Genomic DNA, 20,265 nt, shown 5'->3' with positions numbered 1-20,265 from the left:
CGCGCGTCAGCCGGTGAACAGCTTCGCGGCGGTGATCGCGGTCTGGACGATGCCGTAGCCGAGCAGCACCGCGACCAGCAGCCACGACAACCAGAGCCGCCCGGTCTGGCTACCGACGCGCGGCGGCGCGGGCGGTTGACTGTCCCGTCCGAGAGCGACCGGCTCGGTGACGGTCGCCTTCGCCACGGGCGAGGTCGGCCCTCGGTCCGGTTCGTGGAACCGCTCGGGCACGGAACGCACCAGCAGGTTCGCGATGAACCCGATGGCGAGGATGCCGACCATGGTGAACAGCGCGGGCCGGTACGCCGCCGCGGTGAGGGTGCCGGGCTTGCCCTGCGTGTCGAGGATCCCGTTGACGATCAGCGGGCCAGCGACACCCGCGGCCGACCAGGCGGTCAGGATCCGGCCGTGGATGGCCCCGACCTGGAAGGTGCCGAACAGGTCACGCAGGTAGGCGGGCATGGTGGCGAAGCCACCGCCGTAGAAGGAGATGATCGCGGCGGCGATCAGCACGAAGACCGCGGTCGCGGAGTGGCCGGCTACGGCGAGCAGCACGTACAGCACCATGCCGACGCCGAGGTAGATCATGTAGATGGGCTTGCGGCCGATGAGGTCGGACGTCGTCGACCAGACGAACCGCCCAGCCATGTTGAACAGCGACAGCACTCCCACGAAACCGGCCGCAGCCGACACCGAGACAGTGGTGGCGGTCCCGTTGTCCCGGAAGAAGTCCTGGATCATCGGGCTTGCCTGCTCCAGGATGCCGATGCCCGCGGTGACGTTGCAGAACAGCACGATCCACAGCAACCAGAACGACCGGGTACGCACGGCGTTCGACGCCGACACGCTCGCCGTCGTCACCAGAGGTCGGGCGGCCACTGTCGCGGGGTCGAACCCGGCGGGCCGCCAGTCCGGTGCCGGAACCCGGACGTTGAACGGGCCGAACATCATGATCACGAAATACCCGATGCCGAACGTGACGAAGAGCGCCACGAGGGCACTGCCCGACGCCACGGCGGCCGGGTTGTTGGGGTTGTAGCCGGAGTCGTAGAGGGAGAGCAGTTGGCGGGCGAGCGGGCCGGCGACCAGGGCGCCACCGCCGAACCCCATGATGGCCAGACCGGTGGCCAGGCCGGGGCGGTCCGGGAACCACTTGATCAGGGTCGAGACGGGCGAGATGTAACCGATGCCGAGCCCGATGCCGCCGATGACGCCGTACCCGAGATAGAGCAGCCACAGCTGCTGGGTCGCGATGCCGAGCGCGCCGACCAGGAACCCGACGGCCCAGAAGCACGCCGAGACGAACATCGCCCGGCGCGGCCCGTTGCGCTCCACCCAACGGCCACCCACCGCCGCGGACGAACCCAGCATGACGATGGCGATACTGAAGATCGCCCCGATCGCCGTCTGGCTGGTGTCGAAGTGCGCGATGAGGGAGTTCTTGTAGACACTCGTCGCGTAGACCTGGCCGATGCAGACGTGCACCGCCAGTGCCGCGGTCGGGATGAGCCAGCGGCTGTATCCCGGGGGAGCGACAGTGTGCCGGGGATTGAAGACCGACAGCATGGGCATCGTCCACACCTCCTGCGGCTGAGTAGGCCGCGACGTTGCCGAGCTGTCCCGACCCGGCAGTTGGCCGAGCGGCGCCGCCGCAGTGGCGGCCCGGCGCACGTCTGGCGTCAGCCGATTACCGGCCTCACCTCACGTTACGTGTCGACTGGTTCACAACACGTCATTACCGAAAAACGCGGCGGGAGGCGGAAACAGAACGGGGGCGGGCCCACCGGCCCGCCCCCGACTGCTGTCGTACCGCTCAGTGGATCGCGGCCTTCGCGGCCGCCTCCTCCTGGACGCGTCGTTCCTCCCCGCTGAGGGTGTGCAGCGGCTTCTCCCTGATGAACAGCACGACGATCAGCGCGAGCAGCGCGAACGGCGCGCCGACCAGGAAGAGATCCGCGGTGGCGATGCCGTACACGTCCTGCACGATGCGCAGCACCGGCTCGGGCAGGGTGGACAGGTCGGGCACCTCGGCGGAGCCACCGCCGGCCGTCGCCGCCGGGCCGAGCCGCTCGGCGGTCAGCGAGGCCACCCGGTTCGCCAGGACCGCGCCGAGGGCACTGACCCCGATGGCGCCGCCCATGCTGCGGAAGAACGTCAGCACGGAGGTGGTGACGCCGAGTTCGTGGGCCGGTACGTCGTTCTGTGCGGCCAGCACGAGGTTCTGCATGAGCATGCCGACGCCGACGCCCAGCACGGCCATGTAGATCGACAGCACGAGGACGCTGGTGTTGGCGTCGATGGTGCCCAGGAGCAGCATCCCGACGCTCATCACCGCGGCGCCGGCCACCAGGTATGCCTTCCACCGGCCGTACTTGGTGATGAGCTGTCCGGCGACCGTCGACGAGACGAGCAGGCCGAAGATCATCGGAAGGCTCATCAGGCCCGCGACGGTGGGTGACTTGCCCAGCGAGATCTGGAAGTACTGGGACAGGAAGACGGTGCCGCCGAACAGCGCGACACCGACCAGCACGCTGGCGATCGTGGCCAGGGAGACCGTGCGGTTGCGGAAGATGCCCAGCGGGACGATCGGCTCCTCGGCGCGCGATTCGACGAGTACGGCCAGCGCCAGCAGGACCAGACCGCCGACGACCATCAGGGCCGTCCAGCCGGAGGCCCACTCGAACTTGTTCCCGGCCAGGGACGACCAGATCAGCAGCGTGGAGACACCAGAGGTGATCAGCAGGGCGCCCAGCCAGTCGATCTTTGCCTTGCGGCGGATGACCGGCAGGTGCAGGGTGCGCTGGAGCAGGGCGATGGAGATGATGCTGAACGGGACGCCGATCAGGAAGCACCACCGCCAGCCCAGCCACGACGTGTCGACGAGCAGGCCACCGATCAGCGGACCGGCGATGGTGCCCACACCGAAGACCGCGCCGAAGATGCCGGCGTAGCGGCCCAGCTCACGGGGCGGGATCATCGCCGCCATGACGATCGTGGCCAGCGCCGTCATGCCGCCGGCGCCGATGCCCTGGACGACACGGCTGAGCAGCAGCACCTCGACGTTCGGCGTGAAGCCCGCGATGAGCGAACCCACCACGAACAGGCCCAGCGAGAGTTGGATCAGCAGCTTCTTGCTGTACAGGTCGGCCATCTTGCCCCACAGCGGCACCGTCGCCGTCATGGCGAGCAGTTCGCTGGTGACGATCCACGTGTAGACGGTCTGGCTGCCGTTCAGATCCGCGATGATCCGCGGCAGCGCGTTCGCCACCACCGTGGAGGCGAGGATGGACACGAACATGCCGACCATCAGGCCGGAAAGGGCCTGGAGAACCTCCCGACGCGACATGCGCGTGCCGACCTCGGCGGTGTCGGCGGGCGGGACGGTGGTGGTCATTGACGCTCCCTTGGCGGGTTTGTGGCGGGGTGACTGGCCCCGCAGCTGGTGCGGCGGGGCGGGCAGTGGCGGGTCAGGAGGGGGACAGCGGATCCGGCAGCCCGGCGGCGATCGCGGCGAACGCCTCGTCCACGTAGTCGCGCAGGGTGCGGGTGTCGTCGCCGGCGGACCAGCGCAGCATCGCGGTGTGGAAGGCGGCACTGGTGACAGCGGTGATGAGCGGCGGGAGGCCGTGGTCGGGGCCCACGCCGAGGCGGGTGGCGATGACCGAGACCATGGCTCGCTCCGTCGCGATGTTGCCGGACACCAGCCGGGGCAGCAGCGCGGGGTTCTGGGTGATGACCGCCAGCCGCAGCCGCCACAACTCCCGGTCGGCCTGGATCGTGTCGATCGCCTCGTCGAGGGCCAGCCGGACGGCCTGCAACGTCGGCACCTGCGCAGGTGTGGCCGCCAGACGCGCCACGACCGGGTTGCCGTCGAGCGCCGGGTCGTCGGTGAGTGCCTCGTCCTTGCAGGTGAAGTAGTTGAAGAAGGTCCGCGAGGACACGCCCGCGGCCTCGCTGATCTCCTCCACCGTCACGTGCTCCAGGCCGCGTTCGGCGACCAGCCGCAGCGCGGCGGCGGTCAGCGCGGCCCGCGTCTGCGCCTTCTTGCGGTCGCGACGCCCGGGCGCGGCTTGGTCGGTGTCGGTCACGCGAGCGAGATTAGGAGCGAACTTGCACAGCCTGCAAGTTTTTAGAGTGTGAAGTGATCTTCCTGACTCGCGATGCTGGTCGGAGCCGGACGGATCGGTCGCTCGGTGCGGGGCACGGCGCCGGTGGTCTCCAGGATGAGCCCGGCGACCAGGTCCGGGTCGTCGCTCATCGGGACGTGCCCGCACCTGGGCAGCGTCACCACCCGTGCCGCCGGCAGTCCCGCCCGGGCGCGCTCGGCCTGGTGGACGCCGAAGATCCGGTCGCGGTCGCCCCAGCCGATGGTCACCGGCACCGTCGGGTCGGACAGCCGAAGGCAGTCGAAGCGATAGTCGCGGGCGGCTCGGGCCACGGCGTTGAAGCCGAGCCCACGTCGCAGGGCGAGCGCGTCACCCAGCGCGCGCTCGACGTCCAGCAGGGTCGGGCGGGCCATCAGCGGCGCGAAGCACAACGCCCGCAGGTACGCCGAGCGCAGCGCGACCCGCATGATCGGGGTGGGCAGGTACGAGTTGGCCCGCAGCATCCGGAGGATGGCCAGCGCCCGTCGGCGCTCAGCCGGGGTGAAGAAACCGGCGGGGGAGAAGGCGGTGGCCGAGGCTGCCGCCCCCGTCGCCGCAAGCTCCAGGGCGATCGCCCCACCGAGGCTGTAGCCGGCGACGTGCGGACGCTCCAGCCCCCACTCCGTCAGGACCGGCAGGACCCCGGCCACGGTGGCGGCCATGTCGGCGGGCATGCCGGTGCCCGGCACCGGAGAGTTCCCGAATCCGGGCAGGTCGAGCGCGATCACCTCGTGGTGGGCGGTGAGCCGCTCGAACACCGGCTCCCACGCCTGATGGCGGTGACCGATGCCGTGGATGAGCAGGAGGGGCTCGCCGCTGCCCGCACGTCGGAAATGAATGCTCATGACTGCCCTCCCACCGACGTCCTGCCGAAGGAACGCCCGAGCTGGCGTACCTCGTCTTCCATCTGGCCGACCATGGTCTGGCCACCGAGGCGGGTGATCAACGTGTCCGAGAGGCCGCTCAGCACCACCGGCCGCAGCGCCTGCACCATGGCGAGCGACCGTGGCACGTACACCTTGCGTTTGCGGCGCTCGATGCCGCGGAGCAGGGCCTCGACGCACTGCTCGACCGGGACGACGGTGGACAGCGGCCACGGCAACCGGCGCAGCGTGGCGCGGAAGGACGCCAGGTCGTCACGGATGTCGCGGACCAGGTCGGTGTCGATCCAGATCGGATGCGCCGTGCCGACGGTGACGCCGCGTGAGCGGGTCTCCAGGCGCAGCACGTTGGCGAACTGCTCCACACCCGCCTTGGACGCGCAGTAGGCCGCCATCCCGGGCATCGCCGTGAAAGCGGCGGCCGACGAGATGATCAGGACGTGGCCACGGGCGGCGGTGACGTGCGGCAGCGCCGCGCTGACCGTGCGGATCGCGCCGCAGAGGTTCACCTCGACGGTACGGACCAGCGCGTCGACCGGCCCCACGGCGACGGTGCCGAGGTTCGCGATGCCCGCGTTGGCCACGACAACGTCGATGCCACCGAAGCGGTCGACAGTGGACGCCACCGCTGCGTCCAACGCCGCCTGGTCGGTGACGTCACACTCGTACCAGTGCGCGTCGAGGTCGGCACCGAGCTGCTTGAGCAGCTCGCCCTCCAGACCAACGACGGCGACCTGGGCGCCCCGCGCGACCGCCTCACGGGCCATCTGCGCGCCGATGCCGCGCGCCGCGCCGGTGATGAGCACTGTCCTGCCCGCCAGGTCATACCGCATCGGCGTGCTCCCGTTCCGTGTCGTTGGGGGTGTTCCCGGGCGTGGCGACCTGGTAGTCGGCCGGGCGGAACCGGCGCAGCCGCATCCGGAAGCTGGTGGCGAAGCCCGGCCAGATGGTGGTGTTGCGGCCGGTGCTGTCGAGATACCAGCTCTGACAGCCGGTCTCCCACACGGTGCCGGTCATCTTCTGATCGACCCGCTCGGTCCAGCGCCGTTGCGCGTCACCGGTGGGCTCGATGGCCCCGATGCCCTTGGCTCGCATGTGACGCAGTGCCGCGAGCACCAGGTGCAGCTGTGCCTCGATCATCAGCACCACGGAGGTGTGCCCGAGCCCGGTGTTCGGGCCGAGCAGGAAGAACAGGTTGGGGAAGCCGGCGATGGTCGTGCCCCGGTACGCGTGCATGCTGGGGGTCCACGCATCTGCCAGGCTGCGCCCACCCCGACCGTGGATGCGCCGGACGACGGGGGAGTCGGTGACGTGGAAGCCGGTGCCGAAGATGATCGTGTCCGCCGGGTGGTGGACGTCGTCGTCGGTGACGAGGCCGTCCGGCACGATCCGAGCGATGCCCGCGGTGACCACGTCGACGTTCGGTCGGGTGAGCGACGGCCAGTAGTCGTTGGAGATCAGCACCCGCTTGCAGCCCATCGCGTAGCGAGGGGTGAGCTTGTCCCGCAGGTGCGGGTCGGGGACCTGACGCCGCAGCGTACGCAGGGACAGGCGCGAGGCGAGGCGGTTGACCGCCGGGTGCAGGAAGCCCAGGCCCATGCCCTCGCGTACCAGATAGAGCCCTGCCCGGGCGGCCCGTTGCGCGCCGGGCACGGTGCGGAACGCGGCCTGCTCGACACCGCTGATCCGGCGCGACAACCTCGGCATGATCCACGCGGGGGTGCGCTGGAAGAGCGTCAGCTTCTCGACCGTCGGCTGGATCTGTGGCACGAACTGGACGGCCGAGGCGCCGGTGCCGATCACCGCGACGCGCCGGCCGGTCAGGTCGTGGTCGTGCCGCCAACGGGCGGAGTGGAACATCGTGCCGGCGAACCCGTCGATCCCGGGCAGGTCGGGGATGGCCGGGTCGCTGAGCGGGCCGGCGGCACAGATCAGGACGCGGGCGCTGTGGTCGCCGCCGGAGGTGCGCAGCAGCCAGCGTTGGCGCTGGTCGTCCCACCTCGCCTCGTGCACCTCGTGGCGCAACCGCAACCTCGGGCGGATCCCGAAGCGGTCGACGCAGCCGCGCAGGTAGTCCCAGATCTCCGGCTGACCGGAGAACGTGTTCGACCAGCGGGGGTTGGGGGCGAAGGAGAACGAGTAGAGGTGCGACGGGACGTCGCAGGCGCAGCCCGGGTAGGTGTTGTCACGCCAGGTGCCGCCGACGTCCTCACCCCGGTCGAAGACGAGGAAGTCGGTGAAGCCGGCCCGCTGGAGGCGGATGGCGGCGCCCAGGCCACCGAAGCCGGCGCCGATGATGGCAACGTCTGTCTCCATTCACCCCTCCGTGAGCTCGGACGCGGAAGTCGGGTCGGCCACGGGCGGCCAGGGCGGATCACCCACGCCGGTGATCCGTACGCCGCCCCACGGGTCGACCTCGGCCAGTCGGGCGGCCCGGACGCGGTCGGCGATGCGCAACTCGACGTCGCGTCGGCCGGAGCGCAGCAGGTGGGCCACCCGTGGCTCGGGCTCGATCCGCCCACCCCAGTGGAACCGGCCGTCGACCGGTTCCCACCGCCCGCTGAGGTGCACCCGGACCGAGGTGCCCTCGACACCCGCCGGGCCGTGGTAACTCACGGCACGATCCGCTCGTGGGCGCGGGTGAGCTCGTGCGGCAGGTCGGCGCTGGCCCGTACCCCCTCGATGCCGCTCCACAGCAGAGCGGTCAGGTAGTCCGTGAGAGCGGCCCGACTGATCGGTTGGCCGTGCGTGGTCCACCAGTCGCCGACCGCCTGCACGAAACCCACCAGGCCGTACGCCCACGGCTCGGCGGGACCGGCGTCCAGGCCCAGCGTGCGGAGCCGGTCGCCGATCACCCGGGCGAGCCCGGCGGCCACCTGCCGGCTGGTGCCGGCGATCACCTGGTGGATGCCGGGGTCGCCGGACTGGTGCATCAGGAACCGGTAGAGCCTCGGCTCCGACTCGATCACGCCCAGATAGGCGTCGATCGTCGCCTCGACCAGGCCACGTTCCTCGCGGACCTGTTCGACGGCGGGCGCGATGGCGTCGACCACGCGGGCCGCCACCACCTCGCTGACCGCGACCCAGAGCTGCGACTTGTCGGCGAAGTAGCGGTACAGAACCGGTTTGCTGACACCCGCAGCGGCGGCCACCTGTTCCATGTCGACACCCGGCCCGTGCCGCAGCAGCGCCTGCACGGCAGCCCCGACCAGCTCCTGCCGTCGTTGCTCACGATGGTCTGCCCAGCGGTCCCGGCGGCCGTTGCCCTTCGCCTTCGGACCGCCGTCGGGGGGCGTGACCGGCGGGTCGGATGCATTGACATCAGTGAGCGGCGATTGCATGCTACTACTCGTAACAGTTACCCGTCGTCACGTCAATATGGAGGAGCCATGGAGGCCGCACCGGCGGAAACCGGGCGTGCGGCGGTCGCCGAGCGACTACTCACGTCCTCACTGCGGACCAGCTACGACCCCACAGTCGAAATCGACTGGGACGCCCCGCACACCCCCGGCGCCTACTGGCTCCCGCCGCAGCGCAGCAGCCTCTACGGCACGCCACTGTGGGAGCAGCTCAGCGAGGAGCAGCGCGTCGAGCTCACCAAGCACGAGGTGGCCAGCGCGGCCAGCGCCGGGCTGTGGTTCGAGACGATCCTCATGCAGATGCTGATCCGGGAGTACTACCGCGCCGACCCGACCAGTCGGCAGGCCCAGTACGCGTTGACCGAGGTCGCCGACGAGTGCCGGCACTCCATCATGTTCGGCCGGCTGATCGAGGCGATGGGTTGTCCGGTCTACCGCGCGAGCACCGTCGACCACCACCTCGGGCGCTTCCTCAAGGCCACCGCCAGCGGCCCCCGGATGTACGCCGCGATCCTCATCGCGGAGGAGATCCTCGACGCGTTCCAGCGCGAGATCATGGCGGACGAGTCGCTCCAGCCGCTCATCCGGATGGTCTCCCGCATCCACGTGGTCGAGGAGGCGCGACACGTCCGGTTCGCCCGTGAGGAACTGGCCGCCGCCGTCGAGGCCACCGGCCCGGCGGGCATGGCGTACGCCCGGCTGTTGGTTGGTCGCGCCGCCTACACGATCGCCAACCGCCTGGTCCATCCCGACGCGTACGCGTCGGTGGGCATCCCACCGGCGGTCGGTCGTGCCGCTGCCCGCGCCAACCCGCACTGGCGTGCCACCCTGCGCTGGTCGGCGGAGCGGGTGCACGCCAACCTGGCGGGCGTCGGCCTGGTGGCCGGACCGGGGCGTCTGCTGTGGGCGCGGGCCGGGCTGATCTGACCCGTCACCGCCCGGTGGAGCGGCAGGGGCATTCGTGCCGTCAGGCCCGTTCGACCCGCGCCTGCTGGTGGTCGGTCAGCCGGAGCCCCACCCCTCGAACGACGTCGATGGTGGCCCCGGTGCCGAGGTCGTGCAGCTTGCGGCGCAGCCGCTTCACGAGCGACTGCACGTCCGCCTTGCGTTCGCGCCCCTCGTCACCCCAGACCGACCGGTGCAACTCCGCGTAGCTCCAGACCCGGGCCGGCTCGGTGATCAGGCAGGTCAACAGGTCGTGTTCCAGGCGGGTGAGATCGATTTCGCGATCGCCGCAGCGGGCGCTGGAGCGGGACGAGTCGATCACCAGGGCGGCGACCGGCGGCGGCTCGGACGCGGCGGCGGCCACCTGCTGCGGGGCGGCGATCAGGCGGCGTAGCTCGTCGAGGTCGGCCACCAGCAGCAGTGGCGCGATGCCGTCGAGGCGCTCCGCGAGCCGGATGCGCTCGGCCGGCGACGAGGTCACCGCGATCAGCAGCGGGAACGGCTCGTCGGCCGGATCACCCCTGTTCAACGTTGCCTCGTCGTCCTCGGCCACAGCACCGCCCGGGATCGATGGGCATCCCTGCCCAACTCTCGTCATGGTCCTGACAATGATTGGCAAGCGCGCCGCCAGCAGGGCAACTCTTAGCGACAAGTTGCTCACGGCAAGTTCTTGATCGTCCTTTCTTCTCGATCATAGTGTCCAGTCGGGCAACCGGCGTGACCCGCGCGGTGCATGGGGGAGGTCCACCATGGCCCATTTTCACCCTGGGTCGTTCTGAGGGAGGCAGCACCGATGTTCAGACGTCCACAATGGCGGCGCGCAGCCAGATCACTGGTGAGCGCCGGGGCGGCGACGATCCTCGCCGCGACATGCTTGGCCACCATGGGCTCGGGCGCGCAGGCCGCGCCGGGCGGCGGGATGGGGGCGGGCGCCCCGACCGGCGACAAGATCCGACCGGAGCTCGCCAGGCAGCTCCAGGCCAAGAGTGAAGGGGACTTCTGGATCCGGTTCAAGGACCGGGCGGACCTCAGCAAGGCCAGCGCCATCAAGGACTGGTCGAAGCGTGGCACCGCTGTTGCGGACGCTCTGCGCAAGACCGCCGCGGCGAGCCAGGGCAAGATTCGGGCCGACCTCGACAGCTCGGGCGCGAAGTACCAGACCTTCTGGGCCACCAACGCGATCAAGGTGAGCAGCGGCTCGCTCGCGATGGCGCAGAGGTTCGCCGGCCACTCGGAGGTCGAGGGCCTCTACGCCCCGGTTGCCTACAAGGTGCCCGAGACCACCAAGGGCACCGACGAGAAGACCGTGAACGCCCTCGAGTGGGGCGTCGCCAACATCAACGCCGACGACGTCTGGTTCCAGTACGGCGTCAAGGGCGAGGGCATCACCATCGCGAGCATCGACAGCGGTGTCCAGTTCGACCACCCGGCGCTGGTGAACTCCTACCGCGGCAACAACGGCGACGGGACGTTCGACCACAACTACAACTGGTTCGACGCCGCCGGCACCTGCGCGACCGCCCCCTGCGACGACGACGGCCACGGTACGCACACGATGGGCACCATGGCCGGCTCCGACGGCGCGAACCAGATCGGTGTCGCCCCCGGGGTCAGGTGGATCTCGGCGAACGGTTGCTGCCCCAGCGACGCCGCTCTGATCGAATCCGGTCAGTGGATGCTCGAACCGCTGGACCTCAACGGCCAGAACGCGGACGCGAGCAAGCGACCAAACGTCATCAACAACTCGTGGGGCACCCGGGACCCGTCCAACGAGCCTTTCATGGAGGACGTGACCAACGCCTGGACCGCGTCCGGGATCTTCGGTGTCTGGTCCAACGGCAACAGCGGACCGGCATGCCAGACCAGCGGCTCGCCGGGCAGCCTCGCCAGCAACTACTCGACCGGCGCGTACGACGTCAACAACAACATCGCCGGCTTCTCCGCCCGGGGCACCGGGCAGAACGGCGAGATCAAGCCCAACATCTCGGCCCCCGGCGTGAACGTCCGGTCGAGCATTCCCGGCAACTCCTACGGCAGCATCAGCGGCACCTCGATGGCCGCGCCGCACCTCGCGGGCGCGATCGCGCTGCTGTACTCGGCGGCCCCGTCGCTCATCGGTGACGTGGACGCGACCCGTGCGCTGCTCAACGGCGCGGCCGTCGACAAGGCCGACGACCAGTGCGGTGGCACCGCGGCCGACAACAACGTCTACGGAGAGGGCCGGCTCGACGCACTCGCGTTGCTCAACGCCGCTCCGACCGGCGACATCGGCACCCTGGCCGGCACGGTCACCGACGCGGCCACCGGCGCCCCGATCGCCGGCGCGACCCTCACCCTCACCGGCCCGAGCGCCCGTGAGCTGACCACCGGAGCGGACGGCAAGTTCTCGACCCAGCTGCCCATCGGTGACTACCAGGTCGCCGTGGCGGCCTTCGGCTACGCCAGCACCACGAAGCCGGCGACGGTCACCAAGGGCGCGACCACGACGCTCACCGTCGCGTTGACGCCGGTGCCGAGTGTCAACGTCACCGGCGCGGTCACCGACGGCTCCGGCCACGGGTGGCCGTTGTACGCGAAGGTGACCGTCACGGGCGTGTCCGGCGTCTACGACTACACCACCCCGTCGAACGGCCGTTACAGCATCTCGCTGCCGGCCGGGCAGACGTACACCCTGAAGTACGAGTCGCAGTACCCGGGCTACCAGACCGTCACCAAGGAGGTCGTGGTCGGTTCCGGCAACGTCACCGCCAACGTCGCCGTGCCGGTGGACACCACCACCTGCACCACCGCCCCCGGATACACATTCGGCTCGGACGGTGAGTACGAGACCTTCGACGGCACGACCACACCGGCCGGCTGGACCGTCGTGGACAACGCGGGCAGCGGTCAGGTCTGGAAGTTCACCGACGACGGCGACCGCGGCAACCTGACCGGCGGCACCGGCAACTTCGCGATGATCGACAGCGACGCGTACGGCGCGGGCAGCAGCCAGGACACCTCGCTGGTCAGCCCGGTGGTCGACCTGACCGGTGTGACGGCCCCGGTCGTCCGCTTCAACCAGGACTTCAACCAGCTGGCCGACGACACCGCCGACGTCGATCTGAGCATCGACGGTGGCACCACCTGGACCAACCTGCTCCGGCAGGAGACCGACGTCCGGGGACCGAAGGTGACCGAGATCCCGATCCCGCAGGCGGCCGGCCAGGCGCAGGTGCAGGTGCGGTTCCGCTACTACGACGCCTCGTACGAGTGGTGGTGGGAGGTCGACAACGTGCTGATCGGCAGCCAGGTCACCTGCGTGCCGGTCGACGGCGGTCTGGTCGTCGGTAACGTCCGCGACAAGAACGACAACAGCTACGTCAACGGCGCTACCGTCACCAGCAAGGACCGGCCCGCCGAGAAGGCCGTCACCGTGGCGACCCCGGACGACCCGGGGCTGGCCGACGGCTTCTACTGGATCTACTCGACGGTGACCGGCACGCACCCGTTCACCGCCAGCGCCGGCAACTACGTCAGCCAGACCAAGCAGGTCGACGTCGAGGCCGACTGGGCGACCGTGGCGAACTTCCAGCTCGCGGCCGGTCGGCTGTCGGTGACGCCGACGCAGTTGAGCGCGACGCTCCAGATGCCCAACGGCAAGGCCAGCAAGACGTTCACGGTGACCAACACCGGCGGCGCGCCGGTCGAGGTGAAGTTCAGCGAGCGTGACAACGGATTCGAACTCCTCCGCGCGGACGGGTCCACTGTCACCAGGCAACAGGTGCTCGGGGCCAGCGGCGCGCCGGAGCAGCGGCTCAACGCCCCGACGTCGTTCGCCGCCAAGGCGTCCGGCAAGTTCGCCAAGGCCGCCGTCGCCGGGGTCGGCCCGAATGCGGCACCGTGGACCGACATCGCCAACTACCCGTCCGCGATCATGGACAACCGGGTGGTGCACCTGGACGGCAAGGTGTACTCGCTCGGTGGTGGCGACGGTAGCGCCTCCACCGCGAAGAACTACGCCTACGACCCGGCCGCCCATGCCTGGACGGCGATCGCCGACCTTCCGGGTGCCCGCAACGCCCTGACCGTGGGTGTCGCGGACGGGAAGATCATCGCTACCGGTGGCTGGGGCGACGCCGGCCCGGACTCCGCCACCTGGTCGTACGACCCGGGGGCCAACACCTGGACGGAGCTGGCCGACAACCCGGCGCCACGGGCCGCGGCCGGTCAGGCCGTCGTCGACGGCAAGCTGTACGCCGTCGGTGGCTGCACCACCGCGGAGTGCCTGCCGATGTCGAACAGCGTCGTCCGGTACGACCCGGCCGGGAACAAGTGGGAGACGATGGCCAACTACCCGAAGTCGGTGGCCTTCGCCTCCTGCGGCGGGATCGACGGCATCCTCTACTGCACCGGCGGCAACGACGGTTCCGCCTCGCAGAAGTCCAGCTACGCCTTCGACCCGGGTGCCAACACCTGGACGGCGATCGCCGACGCGCCGGCCGACAACTGGGCCAGCTCGTACGCCGTCGCCAACGGCAAGCTGCTCGTCGTCGGTGGCTCGCAGGGTGGTGCCATCAGCAACGCCGGCTTCGCCTTCGACCCGGCAGCCGGCTCGTGGTCCAACCTGCCGAACGCCAACACGGCCCGCTACCGCGGTGGCGCGGCGTGCGGCTTCTACAAGATCGGCGGTTCGTCCGGCAGCTTCAACGCGGCGCCCAACAGCGAGGTGCTCCCGGGCTTCGAGGGGTGCGCCGAGTCGGCGGCCGACGTCAGCTGGATGACCATCGACAAGTCGTCGGCCACCCTCGCGCCGGGCGCGAAGGTCACTGTCACCGTCGGAATGACGGCGAACGTGGACCAGCCGGGCACCTACTCCGGCTCGGTCGGGATCTCGGAGAACACCCCGTACTCGGTGGCACCGGTCGCGGTGACCATGACCGCGAACCCCCCGAAGACCTGGGGCAAGCTCATGGGTACGGTCACCGGCACCAGCTGCCAGGGTGCGACCTCGCCGCTCACCGGCGCGGTCGTCCAGGTCGACTCGTGGGCGGCGTCGTACACCTTCGCCACCGATGCCGAGGGCAGGTACGCCTACTGGATGGACCGCCGCAACAACCCGCTCACCATGATCGTCGCCAAGGACGGCTGGAAGCCCCAGACCCGTCAGACGAAGATCGTCACCGCCACTCCCACGGTGGAGAACTTCGGGTTGGCGCCCATCAAGTGCTGACGTCTGAGCGGTAGCGCACACCTCCGGCCCGCCTGGTCACCGACCAGGCGGACCGGACCGCGTTCGGAGGGTCGTCGCGGGCCGACACCGCTCGCCTGCCGTCGGCAAACTGATTGGTCCTGGCACGCTGAAGTGCGAAGATCCGCCGATGTCCCACAACACACGGCAGCGTCGGCTGGCCGCCCAGCGCGCCTGCGACCGAATCCTGTCCGGCAGCCGGCCCGCGACCATGCGGGAGCGGCTCGCCGACCTGGCCGCGGGCGGCGACCTGGATGGCCAGCCCGACTTCTACGGCGACGGCCCGGTCACCACGCTGGAGGAACGCGTGGCGGAGCTGTTGGGCACCGAGGCCGCCGTCTTCTTCCCGACCGGAACGATGGCACAGCAGGTCGCGCTGCGCTACGGCGCCGAGCGCAGCGGACACCCGACGGTGGCTCTCCACCCGCTCGGCCACCTGGAGGTGCACGAACGGCATGCCTACGCCAACCTGAGCGGGCTGCGCAGCACCTGGCCGACCACCGAACCCCGAAACCCCACCGCCGCCGAGATCAGCGCGCTCGCCGACCCCGTGAGCAGCGTCGTCATCGAACTCCCGCTGCGCGACGCCGGCTTCGTCCTCCCCACCTGGGACGAACTCGCCGCCGCGTCCGCCGCCGCGCACTCCATCGGCGCCCGCCTCCACCTCGACGGCGCCCGACTGTGGGAATCCACCCCCTATCTGGCGCACACCCTCAGCGAGATCGCCGACCTCGCCGACAGCACCTACGTCTCGTTCTACAAGACGATCGGCGGTTTCAGCGGCGCGGCGCTCGTGGGCACCGAGCAGCTCGCCTCCTACGCCCGCGTCTGGCGGCACCGCTACGGCGGTCAGGTGTTCCAGCAGTGGCCGGCCGCGCTGAGCGCGCTCGCCGGTCTCGACCGGGAGCTGCCCCGCATCCCCGAGTACGTGCGACACGCACGGACCGTCGCCACGGCGCTCGCCGCCCTGCCCGGCGCGTTGGTGTATCCGCAGCCCCCGCACACCCAGAGATTCCGCCTGTTCCTGCCGCATCCGGCGCAGGCGCTCGATGACGCCGCGCTGGCGCTCGCGGAGGACGAGAAGGTGTGGTTCGCCGCCGGCTGGCAGGAGACGGACGTGCCCGGCATGGCGATGACCGAGATCACCGTCGCCGATCCCGCTCTCGACTGGACCACCGAGGACGTCACCGAGATCGGCGCACGCTTCCTCAGCCGCGTCCAGGACCGCTGATCCTCCCGCCGGTGAACGAGGGGCCGGCGGGCCGCCGACGTCCTAGATCGGGGCGAGGCGGAAGCCGACCCCGCGTACCGAGTGGATCGTCGTCGCGGCGTTGAGTCGCGCGAGCTTGCCGCGCACCCGGCGGACCACCGAGTGCATGTCGGAGTTGCGGCCGAGGTGCCGGTTGCCCCAGACCTCGAGGTGCAGACGCTCGTAGGTCCAGATCTGCCCGGGCGCGTGCACCAGGCAGAGCAGGACGTCGTGCTCCAACCGGGTCAGGTCGATCTCCTGGTCGCGCCACCGCAGCACCCGGCGGTCGGAGTCGACGGCCAGATCCGGTGGCGGCGACTGCGGGCTGGGTGCCACCTCGGCGAGCACGGCGACGGCCTGCGGGGCCGCGACCGGAGGTGCCTCGATCACCCCGAGGAACTCTCGGGCCTGGTCGACGTTCGAGACGATCAGAAAGGCGTCACTGCCGCCGAGCAGCCGAGCCAGGTGTCGGCGTTCGGCCGGCGAGGACGCGATGCCGATGACCAGGCTGGCGACTGGAATTTCCTGCATTCCCCAACCCCTTCCGGTTCCCCAACTCACTCCGGATGGATGTCCTGCACCGTCGACCAGACATCGATCAGCGTCCTGACCCTAGTGGTGGCTGATCTCGGCTGGGTAAAACATCGTTGCATGCAGGCATGTGAATCCCGCTGCCTCGTCCGGGCCCACCCGGCCCTACCGCCGACGATCCGCTTTCCGGAAGCGCCGGGGGTGGTTGTGACAGAACCAAGACAATCCGAGTACGGCGTACGGACCTGCCCGGGCGAGCATGGTCGGCATGTCCATCGGATCGTCGTTCCCCGTCGGGCGGTCGACGCCCGGTCCGCAGCCGGCGCGACCGCTGCCGCACGCCCACGCGGCGGCGCCTCTCGGTCTCCGGCTGCTCGCGGTGGCGCTGTGCTGTCTGCTCGCCCTGACCCTCACCGCCACCGTCTTCGTGCGGACGTACCCCGGCCAGTGGCTGGACGGAGTGCTCCTACCGAGGGCGGAGCGGGGCGGGGGATACGAGCAGCAGACCGTCCTGGTGGGCCCGGCCAAGACCGTGCTGGCCACGTTCGGCAGCCCGACACTGCTCGCTGCCCTGCTCGGCGCGGTGCTGCTGGTGGGTGTGCTCCGCCGCCGGCTGGTGGCGGGCATCGTCGGCGTGGGCATGGTCCTCTGCGCGGTGGTGGTGGCCGGTGCGGCGAAGTCGGTGTTGCCCCGGCCGGACCTCCAGATCGAGAGTTCGACAACCCACAACAGCTTCCCCAGCGGCCACGTCGCGGCGGCGACGACACTGCTGCTGGCGTTCATGTTGGTCCTGCCCGGGTGGGCCCGGCGCTGGCTCGTGGTGCCGGGCGCGGCAGGTGTCTCGGTGATCGCGGCGGCCACGATGATCGCGGGCTGGCACCGGTTCAGTGACGCGCTCGGCGGCGTACTGCTGGGTGTGGCGCTGTTCTGCCTGGCCGCGGCCTCGCTGGCAGGTTGGCGTGGCGACCACGACAGGGTCGGCGGGCCCGACGGTGGCGGTCTGTGGCGCAGGTTGGCCGAGGCGGCGCTCGCGCTGGTCGCGCTGGTCTGGGCACTGGTGGTCGTCGTGCCAGGCCTGGCCGCGTCGGTGCAGCGCGGGGCGCTCGTCGCCATCGTGGCGGCCGGCGCGTCCACGATGTTCCTGGTGGGTTCGGTGGTGTTCCTGGTGCGTTCGGCCGATTTCGCGGCCCCGCTCTCCGCGCGCCGTGGCGGGCCACCGCAACCGGTGGCCGAACCCCAAAAGATCTCATGATGGGATACTTGACGACATGTCCCAGGTCCTGCTGATCGAAGACCACCAGACGGTGCGTGACGGGCTTCAGCTGGCGCTCACGCGACAGGGCCACACGGTGCACGCCGTGGGGACGGGGGAGCAGGGCCTGGAGCGGCTGCGCAGCACCTCGGCCGACGTCGTCGTCCTCGATCTCATGCTGCCCGGCATGGACGGCTTCGAGGTCTGCCGCCGGATCCGGCAGCTCGGCGACCTGCCGATCATCATGCTGACCGCCCGCAACGACGACATGGACGTGGTGGCGGGCCTGGAGGCTGGCGCCGACGACTACGTGGTCAAGCCCGTGCAGGCCCGGGTCCTGGAGGCACGCATTCGCGCGGTGCTCCGACGGACCGGTGGCGAGTCGCGGCGGACCGGTGGCGAGCGGGCCGGCCTGGAACAGCACGGCGCGCTGACCATCGACCGGGCCGCGCTGGTGGTCAGCAAGGACGGGGCGCCGGTCAGCCTCGCCCCGACGGAGCTGCGCCTGCTCCTGGAGCTCTCACACACCCCAGGCCAGGTGCTCAGCCGCCAGCAACTGCTGGAGGCGGTGTGGGAACACGGCTATCTCGGTGACTCGCGGCTCGTGGACGCCTGCGTCCAGCGGGTACGCGCCAAGATCGAGGCCGACTCGTCGGCACCGGTCTTCATCCAGACCGTGCGCGGCTTCGGATACCGGTTCGGGCCGCTGTGACACCGTGGCGCTGGGTCGGCGCCCGGGTCTCGGGCCTGCGGGTCCGGCTGCTCCTGGCGTTCGCGTTGCTGGGCGTGACCACGACGGCGGTGGTGGCCAGCGGCAGCTACTTCCAGGCCCGGACCGTCATCCTCCAACAGGCGCAGGACGCCGCGGTGATGTCACTGACCGACCAGATCACCAAGGTCTACCCGATCGCCCAGCTTCCGCCGACCCAGGGCGATCTGGACCTGTTGGCCCAGCGCCTCTCCGACCGGGGGGGCTTCGCGGTGGTCGTCTACCGGGACATGCGGTCGCGGGGCGGCTCCGATTTCGCCGACCCACTCACCCCCGAGCTGCGGCAGGAGGTCGGCGACGGCAGGATCGCCTGGCAACGTGTCTCGCTCGACGGGCAGCCCTGGCTGCTCATCGGCACCCAGCTGGAGCTCGACCGGCCCGACGGCACGTCTCGGGCCTCCGGGCTGGAGGTCTACTCGGTGCGCAACCTCGCGCCCGAGCAGCAGAGCATCGACCGTCTCGCCAACCGGGCGTGGATGACCGGCGGCCTGTCCCTGGTCCTCGCCGTCCTGCTGGCCCTGCTGTCGGCCCGCGGCGTGCTGCGACCCGTCCGCGACCTCGGCCGGGCGGCGCGCCGCCTCGGTGAGGGCGATCTGAGCACCCGCCTGACGGTTCGGGGCGCCGACGAGCTGGCGGACGTGGCGCGCACCTTCAACGACACCGCGGGCACGCTGGAGCGGCAGGTCGCTGAGCTGCGGCGGATGGAGTCCGACGCCCGCCGATTCGTGGCCGACGTCTCGCACGAGCTCCGTACGCCGTTGGCCGCGATGACGGCGGTCACCGACGTGCTGGACGAGGAGGCGGACCACCTGCCCGGGGACGCGGGGCGGGCCGCCCGGCTGGTCAGCCAGGAGACGCAGAACCTCACCCAACTGGTCAACGACCTCATCGAGGTCAGCAGGTTCGACTCCGGCACCGCTCGGCTCGCCCTGGACGACGTGGACGTGGCCGCGGCGGTGACCGCGACCCTGCGGATCCGGGGCTGGCTGGACCGCGTGCACACCGAGCTGCCAGCCGGAGTGGTGGCCCGAATCGATCCCCGTCGGCTCGACGTCATCGTCGCCAACCTGGTCGGCAACGCCTTCCGGCACGGTGCCGAGCCGGTGTCCGTACGCCTGGACGCCGACAGGGACTGGATCACGATCGAGGTGACCGACGAGGGGCCAGGACTGGACCCGGAGGTGCTGCCGCATGTCTTCGACCGCTTCTACAAGGCCGACACCGCGCGGACGCGCTCCGAGGGAAGTGGCCTCGGCCTCGCCATCTCCTGGGAGAACGCCCGCCTGCACCGCCACGGCGAGCGGCGGGGGAGTCTCGTCGCGGCCAACGGCCCCGGCGGAGGCGCGGTGTTCACGCTTCGCCTGCCCCGGGACACGGCGGACACCGGAGGTGCCCGGTGAACGGCCGGCGGACGGGCCGCGCGCTGCTCGCCGGTGGACTGCTGCTCGCGCTGCTCACGCCTGGTTGTGGGGTACGGCCCAGCGAGGTCATCAGGGGTCGCCCGGCGGTCAGCGGCCCGGCGCAGGGCACGGGGCTCTACCTGCTCGCGCGGGGCGAACTCGTGCTCGTCCTGCGCCCGGTGAAGGTGGACTCGTCGCCCGCCGACACGCTCGCCCTGCTCGCCGCCGGTCCGGAGGAGAACGAGCGCCGCCAGGGTTTCACCAGCGACGTTCCGGCCGGGCTCGACCCGGTCACTGTGACGTCGGGGGCCGATCCGGCCGGTGGTCTCACGGTCCGCACGACCACCGCCGTGCGGACGTTGTCGGCCGACGCGGCCGACCAGATCATCTGCACTGTCGTCGACGCCGCCCAGCAGGACGGTTTCGCGGACAGCTCCGCCCCGGTCACCATCGTCGGGTCCGACGGCGCCCGACCGCCCCGGCCGTGCCCGATCAGGTGAGCGGGCA

The 20,265-nt window shown here is 70.6% G+C and carries 17 protein-coding genes; 7 read left to right on the top strand and 10 right to left on the bottom strand.

Going from position 1 to position 20,265, the window contains the following annotated elements:
• Positions 1–6: 6 nt before the first annotated feature.
• From AC3CF1_RS05905 to AC3CF1_RS05870, 8 genes are all read right to left on the bottom strand, one after another.
• Positions 7–1,566, bottom strand: a complete 1,560-nt coding sequence (locus tag AC3CF1_RS05905; protein ID WP_328376306.1) for an OFA family MFS transporter — start codon at positions 1,564–1,566, stop codon at positions 7–9.
• A gap of 247 nt (positions 1,567–1,813) precedes the next feature.
• Complete coding sequence (locus tag AC3CF1_RS05900) at positions 1,814–3,394, bottom strand: MDR family MFS transporter (protein WP_088948664.1); 1,581 nt, start codon at positions 3,392–3,394, stop codon at positions 1,814–1,816.
• Positions 3,395–3,467: 73 nt separating this feature from the next.
• Positions 3,468–4,088 carry an acyl-CoA-like ligand-binding transcription factor gene (locus AC3CF1_RS05895; protein WP_488449754.1) on the bottom strand — a complete coding sequence of 207 codons (621 nt, stop codon included), beginning with the start codon at positions 4,086–4,088 and terminating at the stop codon, positions 3,468–3,470.
• Positions 4,089–4,129: 41 nt separating this feature from the next.
• The gene (locus tag AC3CF1_RS05890) at positions 4,130–4,990 is read right to left on the bottom strand and encodes an alpha/beta fold hydrolase (RefSeq protein ID WP_210790205.1); all 861 of its coding nucleotides are present in this window, start codon (positions 4,988–4,990) and stop codon (positions 4,130–4,132) included.
• Positions 4,987–5,859, bottom strand: a complete 873-nt coding sequence (locus tag AC3CF1_RS05885) for an SDR family oxidoreductase (protein ID WP_488449753.1) — start codon at positions 5,857–5,859, stop codon at positions 4,987–4,989. The genes AC3CF1_RS05890 and AC3CF1_RS05885 overlap by 4 nt, the downstream gene beginning before the upstream one ends.
• Entirely contained in the window at positions 5,849–7,342 is a 1,494-nt protein-coding gene (locus AC3CF1_RS05880; protein WP_488449752.1) for a flavin-containing monooxygenase, read from the bottom strand. Before AC3CF1_RS05880 ends, AC3CF1_RS05885 begins: the two co-directional genes overlap by 11 nt.
• Complete coding sequence (locus tag AC3CF1_RS05875; RefSeq protein WP_099854441.1) at positions 7,343–7,642, bottom strand: DUF4873 domain-containing protein; 300 nt, start codon at positions 7,640–7,642, stop codon at positions 7,343–7,345. It lies immediately after the preceding gene.
• Positions 7,639–8,367, bottom strand: a complete 729-nt coding sequence (locus AC3CF1_RS05870; protein WP_488449751.1) for a TetR family transcriptional regulator — start codon at positions 8,365–8,367, stop codon at positions 7,639–7,641. The genes AC3CF1_RS05875 and AC3CF1_RS05870 overlap by 4 nt, the downstream gene beginning before the upstream one ends.
• Positions 8,368–8,415: 48 nt before the next feature.
• Between AC3CF1_RS05870 and AC3CF1_RS05865 the strand changes: the two genes are divergently transcribed.
• Positions 8,416–9,312, top strand: coding sequence for an AurF N-oxygenase family protein (locus AC3CF1_RS05865; RefSeq protein ID WP_354980737.1), 897 nt, complete (start codon positions 8,416–8,418; stop codon positions 9,310–9,312).
• A 40-nt stretch (positions 9,313–9,352) separates the two neighbouring features.
• Here AC3CF1_RS05865 and AC3CF1_RS05860 read toward each other — a convergent pair whose 3' ends face one another.
• Positions 9,353–9,928 carry a winged helix-turn-helix domain-containing protein gene (locus tag AC3CF1_RS05860; protein ID WP_141909823.1) on the bottom strand — a complete coding sequence of 192 codons (576 nt, stop codon included), beginning with the start codon at positions 9,926–9,928 and terminating at the stop codon, positions 9,353–9,355.
• 237 nt (positions 9,929–10,165) lie between these two features.
• On the opposite strand from AC3CF1_RS05860, the gene AC3CF1_RS05855 reads away from it, so the two are divergent.
• On the top strand, positions 10,166–14,539 hold the full coding sequence (locus AC3CF1_RS05855) for a S8 family serine peptidase (RefSeq protein WP_488449750.1): 4,374 nt from the start codon (positions 10,166–10,168) through the stop codon (positions 14,537–14,539).
• Positions 14,540–14,687: 148 nt separating this feature from the next.
• The gene (locus tag AC3CF1_RS05850; protein ID WP_488449749.1) at positions 14,688–15,788 is read left to right on the top strand and encodes a threonine aldolase family protein; all 1,101 of its coding nucleotides are present in this window, start codon (positions 14,688–14,690) and stop codon (positions 15,786–15,788) included.
• Between the two features lie 42 nt (positions 15,789–15,830).
• Here AC3CF1_RS05850 and AC3CF1_RS05845 read toward each other — a convergent pair whose 3' ends face one another.
• Complete coding sequence (locus tag AC3CF1_RS05845; RefSeq protein WP_141909820.1) at positions 15,831–16,337, bottom strand: winged helix-turn-helix domain-containing protein; 507 nt, start codon at positions 16,335–16,337, stop codon at positions 15,831–15,833.
• A gap of 268 nt (positions 16,338–16,605) precedes the next feature.
• Between AC3CF1_RS05845 and AC3CF1_RS05840 the strand changes: the two genes are divergently transcribed.
• Genes AC3CF1_RS05840 through AC3CF1_RS05825 form a run of 4 tightly spaced genes read left to right on the top strand, consistent with a single transcriptional unit; the run spans position 16,606 to position 20,258 of the window.
• The gene (locus AC3CF1_RS05840) at positions 16,606–17,589 is read left to right on the top strand and encodes a phosphatase PAP2 family protein (protein WP_488449748.1); all 984 of its coding nucleotides are present in this window, start codon (positions 16,606–16,608) and stop codon (positions 17,587–17,589) included.
• 16 nt (positions 17,590–17,605) lie between these two features.
• On the top strand, positions 17,606–18,301 hold the full coding sequence (locus AC3CF1_RS05835) for a response regulator (RefSeq protein ID WP_354980731.1): 696 nt from the start codon (positions 17,606–17,608) through the stop codon (positions 18,299–18,301).
• Positions 18,298–19,758, top strand: coding sequence for an ATP-binding protein (locus tag AC3CF1_RS05830; RefSeq protein WP_488449747.1), 1,461 nt, complete (start codon positions 18,298–18,300; stop codon positions 19,756–19,758). The genes AC3CF1_RS05835 and AC3CF1_RS05830 overlap by 4 nt, the downstream gene beginning before the upstream one ends.
• A complete protein-coding gene (locus tag AC3CF1_RS05825; RefSeq protein ID WP_328374047.1) occupies positions 19,755–20,258 on the top strand; it encodes a hypothetical protein in 504 nt (167 codons plus the stop codon). The genes AC3CF1_RS05830 and AC3CF1_RS05825 overlap by 4 nt, the downstream gene beginning before the upstream one ends.
• Positions 20,259–20,265 lie beyond the last annotated feature (7 nt).

This window comes from Micromonospora sp. MGP-C2 (assembly GCF_057766525.1).
Note: the sequence above shows the minus strand (reverse complement) of the source record. Positions and strands in the feature narration are given on the sequence as shown.